Origin of the sequence: Oligella sp. HMSC05A10, from assembly GCF_001808335.1 — a bacterium.
GTDB classification, from domain to species: Bacteria; Pseudomonadota; Gammaproteobacteria; order Burkholderiales; family Burkholderiaceae_B; genus Oligella; species Oligella urethralis.
Map to the genome: position 1 here is coordinate 1 of NZ_KV792899.1, position 5,192 is coordinate 5,192.

Genomic DNA, 5,192 nt, shown 5'->3' on the forward strand with positions numbered 1-5,192 from the left:
AGTGTCGCGCAATTTAGGAGGAATGAATACATGTATTCACCGGACGCTTACTGACGTACAGGTTTTTTGTGTGGGGGATAGAGGTATCAGTTCACCATGTACAAATAAAAAAACCTCGATAGAGATAACTCTCCATCGAGGTTGATTGACTAACAAACTTACAGTGTTTTATGCGTTAATTTTTTGTAATAGTTCAGCTTTTTTAGCATAATATTTTTTTAGGTTTTTCTCTTTGACGTGGCCGTAACCGCGAACTTCATCGGGTAGTTCCGCCAGTGCTATTGCAACATCTATATTATCAGTTGATAGTTTGTTTTCTAGCGTTGTCAAGAGATCCATATAGTCTTGAATTAAAGCACGCTCTGCACGACGTTCTTCGGTTTTGCCAAATATATCTAAACCAGTACCACGTAATCCCTTCATCTTAGTGAGAAGTTTAAAAACTTTAAATACCCAAGGACCATAAGCTTTTTTCTGCAAATGTCCATCTGCTTTTTTCTTGCTAAATGTTGGAGGAGCCATATGAACTAAGATTTCGTAATCTTTACCAGGTTCTCCAGCAAAGGTTTTACGCAATTGTTCCATATATTCTGGTCTTGTATAGAGTCGCGCCACTTCGTACTCATCTTTATATGCCATTACTTTTGCTAAATTTTTAGCAGCAGCATCTGTTAATGCATGATGACCTGTCCCTAGAACTTTCTCTTCGGTGGCTTTGATTGGTTCAATCGCTTTTAAAAACTTATCAGCGTAAGCAGCATTTTGATAATCTGTTAAATAGCTTGATAGACGTTTTAACAGAGCAGAGGTATTTTCTGTGAATGACACAGTTTTTTCCTCTTGAATACCTTGTGTTTTAAGGCTGTCATTGCCAAAATGAGCAAGGTAACGCCCCCAATAGAAAGCATCTAAGTTTTTCTCAACAGTGACACCATTGAGCTCAATAGCACGTTGAATCATCTCAAGACGTAGCGGTACTTTACCTTTTTGCCATACATAACCTAACAATAATGGATTGGCGTAAATAGCATCCCCTAATAAAGTAAACGCATAGAAGGAAGCATCGATAAAATCACATGACTCTATACCCACCACTTGGTGTAAATCTTGTTGTGTCGCGAGGGAAGGGAAGCGCCATTTTGGATTACCAAATAATTCAGCAGTAGGGGACTTTGCTGTATTTACAGCAGCATAGGTTCGACCTTTTTGAACTTTAGAGGTAATTTCTTTAGATGTTGCTACAATAGAGTCACAGGCAATAATCAAATCTGCTTCACCTGTACCAATACGTGTTGCATATAAGTCATCTGGACGATTACCAATTTGAATATGACTAACAACAGCCCCTCCTTTTTGGGCAAGACCAGTAATATCCAAAATATTAACGCCTTTGCCTTCTAAGTGTGCCGCCATACCAAGTAAAGCTCCAATCGTGACTACACCAGTACCACCAACACCAGGCACTAGAATATTGTATGAACGATTAATTGACACAAACTCAGGTTGAGGAATATCTTTTTTATCTAGAGTGTTGCCTTGAGAGGTTGGTTTAATTAATTGAGCACCTTTAGCGGTCACAAAACTAGGGCAGAAGCCTTTTTGACAAGAAAAGTCTTTGTTACAGCTAGATTGGTTAATTTTACGTTTGATTCCCATCGGTGTTTCATGCGGTTCAATAGACAAGCAGTTTGATTGAACACCACAGTCACCACAGCCTTCACACACATCTTCGTTAATAAAGGTGCGTAGTGCAGGGTCAGGATAATCGCCACGTTTACGGCGACGACGTTTCTCTGTCGCACAGGTTTGAACATAAATAATTGCTGTTGTTCCTTCAATATCACGCAATTGACGTTGAACTTCATCTAAGTCATCACGATGACGAATTTCAGTTTCGCTGCGAATACCAAGTTTACGAATATTATCTGGTTCATCACTGACAATTACAATTTTGGTGATTCCTTCAGCCACTAATTGATCGTGAATTTGAGGCACAGTTAGTGTGCCGTCAATGGGCTGACCTCCTGTCATCGCTACTGCATCATTGTAGAGAATTTTGTAAGTGATATTGGCTTTGGCGGCGATAGAGGCACGAACCGCTAAGATACCAGAGTGGAAATACGTACCATCGCCCAGGTTTGCAAAAATGTGTTTTTCATCTGTAAAGTCTTTTTGCCCAATCCAGCCAACACCTTCTCCACCCATTTGTGAGAATGTATTAGTGTCCCTGTCCATCCAAATAGTCATATAGTGACAACCAATACCGGCTACAGCGCGAGACCCTTCAGGAACACGAGTTGACGTATTGTGCGGACAACCTGAACAGAACCATGGCTTGCGTTCAGTAATCACAGAAATATGTTTACTTTCTTTCTCTTTGCGATTGATGATTTCAATACGTGCGCGAATTCTCTCACGGACATCAGCAGGTAAGTCTTGTTTTTCTAGGCGTTTAGCAATTGCTTTTGCGATAACCGCAGAGGATAAATCAAGATTAGGGGGTAATAACCATGGACCTCTAGGCAAAGACCATTCACCACCACCATCTTCGCGTGCATCATACTTACCATAAATTTCAGGACGGACATCATCACGCCAGTTATAGAGTTGCTCTTTAATGGCATATTCCATGATTTGGCGTTTTTCTTCAACGACTAAAATTTCGTTTAAGCCTTCAGCAAATTCACGAGCCCCTTGTGACTCAAGAGGCCATACACAGCCAACTTTATACACACGGATACCAATATCGCTACAGGTTTGCTCATCAAGACCTAAATCAACTAAGGCTTGACGAACATCTAAATAGGCCTTGCCCGCTGTCATAATGCCAAATTTTGCCTTAGGCGAGTCGATCACAATCTTGTCTAACTTATTAGCACGTACATAGGCAAGCGCTGCATAGAGTTTATAATTATTCATGCGCTCTTCTTGCGCGGCTGGTGTATCAGGCCAACGAATATTTAGCCCACCTTCAGGTAACGTAAAGTTATCAGGAATAACTGATTTAACACGGTTTGGATTAACCTCAACAGAAGATGAAGATTCTACAACATCGGTTACGCATTTTAGACTAACCCATAGACCTGAATAACGACTCATGGCCCAACCGTGTAAACCATAGTCTAAATACTCTTGTACATTGGAGGGGTAAAGTACGGGAATACCTGCTGCTTGTAAATCATGCTCTGATTGATAGGCAACAGTAGAGGATTTGGCAGCATGGTCATCACCAGCAATTAGTAGAACACCACCGAATTTTGACGATCCGGCATTATTGGCGTGTTTGAAAACGTCCATCGAACGGTCAAGCCCAGGACCTTTGCCATACCACATGCCAAATACACCGTCGCGATTAGCGCCTTGGAAAAGATTTAGCTGTTGTGAACCCCATACAGCAGTAGCAGCTAGTTCCTCATTAAGTCCCGGCTGGAACACAATATCATGGGATTTCAAATGTTTTTTGGCTTTCCATAGGCTTAAATCCACATTGCCTAATGGTGAACCACGGTAACCAGAAATAAAGCCAGCCGTGTTTAAGCCAGCAGCCAAATCACGCTCTTTTTGTAAAAGAGGTAATCTCACTAGGGCTTGCGTACCACTCATGAATACACGTTTGTTGTTAGCTGTGTATTTATCATCCAGAGTCGTATTTTGAATCAGCTCTAGCTGTTCTTTAGTTAGGGGTGCATTCATCGGTTGTCTCCGCTAAATTTTATAGTGGTGATTTTTTGGTTTAGTTTAGCCTCTTTTTGTGTTATCGTAAAATTAATTATATCTCTATCAGGTATTAAAAAAACAAATGTCTAAAAATGTGACGTTAAAACAAATGCGGTATTTTGTCAGTGCTGCACGAGTAGGGCGATTCTCCATAGCTGCTTTGCATGAACATGTTTCTCAGTCAGCTATTACGAGTGCTGTACTAAATCTTGAGGAGGAATTAGGAGTGTTGCTTTTTGATAGATTACAGCATGGAGTGAGTCTGACGGAAGCTGGACAAGCTTTTTATCGACATGCTGTCTTTATCTTGGACTCTGTCAAAGAAGCGATGACGCTCCCTGAGTTGAAAACAATTCATGGCGTGAGTGGTTGTATCAAAGTTGGAGCATCTTATACGATGCTTGGCTATTTTTTGCCCGAATTGATTGCACGCTTTAAAAAAGCGAATCCATTAGTCACAATAGATTTATACGATATGACATTAGATGAGATGGAGCGAGGATTACGTAGTGGAGAGATTGAGATAGCCATTGGTTCTATTTCCAACATACAAGAACGCCACCATTATGAAACAGAGCTGCTAATTCGATCAACGAGAAGACTCTGGTTATCTGCTACGCATCCTCTTGGTGAAAAAGAACAAGTCACGTTAGAGGATATCGCACCTTATCCTTACATCATGATTACAGTAGATAATGCATTGGAGTTTACGGAAAAATTTTGGAAGGAAGCAAATTTAACACCTAACTATGTCTTAAAAACGAGTTCTCTTGAATCGGTACGGGGGTTTGTAGGACAAGGGTTAGGTGTCACTATTTTATCAGATATGGTATATCGTTCTTGGTCGTTAGATGGTAAAAAAATCAATGCTATTAAAATTGCAAATGGCGTACCTGATTTAGAGGGTGGTGTTTTTTGGTTAAAAAATAAAAAATTAAGTAAAGCCTCTGAAGCGTTTAATCAGTTTTTGGCTTATGCTAGCGTAAAATAGTTGTTATTTTCAGTGTTATTGAAGAGCTTTAATATTGCTCAAGGTATTAAATTAAGGGTATAGATTATGTGGGTAATAGCGATTATATTGACTGTTATTTTATGGCTATTACTGGACAATATTTTAATTGCCGCTATATTAGCCATTTTTGTCGTCTATATGTATAGTTTACTGAGAGCTTTGTATAGTGCCAAAAAAGGACAGATGATAGAGGGTTCACTAATAGAATCACAACAAACACAGCTTACTCACGAACAGCCCCAAACAATAGTAGCTAATGCAGAGGGTAGACAACCATATTCTCAAGGTAATCAAGTCGATTCATCAAGTGAGTCAGAGCAGGTAGACTCTTCTTATATAGACTATGTAGAAGGAAAATTTGATTAAGTTTGAGAGAGGAGAGAGGAAGAGGAAAAAATGAGGGTATGGTACTATTGGGGTGACCGATGGGGCTCGAACCCACGACAACCGGAATCACAATCCG

Annotated in this window: 3 protein-coding genes; 2 read left to right on the forward strand and 1 reads right to left on the reverse strand. The window is 40.1% G+C overall.

What is annotated here, in order from left to right:
- Window positions 1-168: 168 nt before the first annotated feature.
- Complete coding sequence (locus HMPREF3144_RS04720) at window positions 169-3,693, reverse strand: indolepyruvate ferredoxin oxidoreductase family protein (protein ID WP_070476699.1); 3,525 nt, start codon at window positions 3,691-3,693, stop codon at window positions 169-171.
- Window positions 3,694-3,799: 106 nt separating this feature from the next.
- Between HMPREF3144_RS04720 and HMPREF3144_RS04725 the strand changes: the two genes are divergently transcribed.
- Together HMPREF3144_RS04725 and HMPREF3144_RS04730 are read left to right on the forward strand one after the other, a co-directional pair.
- On the forward strand, window positions 3,800-4,708 hold the full coding sequence (locus tag HMPREF3144_RS04725) for a LysR family transcriptional regulator (protein ID WP_070476703.1): 909 nt from the start codon (window positions 3,800-3,802) through the stop codon (window positions 4,706-4,708).
- A gap of 66 nt (window positions 4,709-4,774) precedes the next feature.
- Entirely contained in the window at window positions 4,775-5,095 is a 321-nt protein-coding gene (locus HMPREF3144_RS04730; RefSeq protein ID WP_070476705.1) for a hypothetical protein, read from the forward strand.
- Window positions 5,096-5,192 lie beyond the last annotated feature (97 nt).

What these genes read in the sequence shown, in the direction of transcription:
- HMPREF3144_RS04720 (WP_070476699.1), bottom strand. Translation starts at nt 3,693, where the DNA reads ATGAATGCACCCCTAACTAAAGAACAGCTAGAGCTGATTCAAAATACG.
- HMPREF3144_RS04725 (WP_070476703.1), top strand. Translation starts at nt 3,800, where the DNA reads ATGTCTAAAAATGTGACGTTAAAACAAATGCGGTATTTTGTCAGTGCT.
- HMPREF3144_RS04730 (WP_070476705.1), top strand. Translation starts at nt 4,775, where the DNA reads ATGTGGGTAATAGCGATTATATTGACTGTTATTTTATGGCTATTACTG.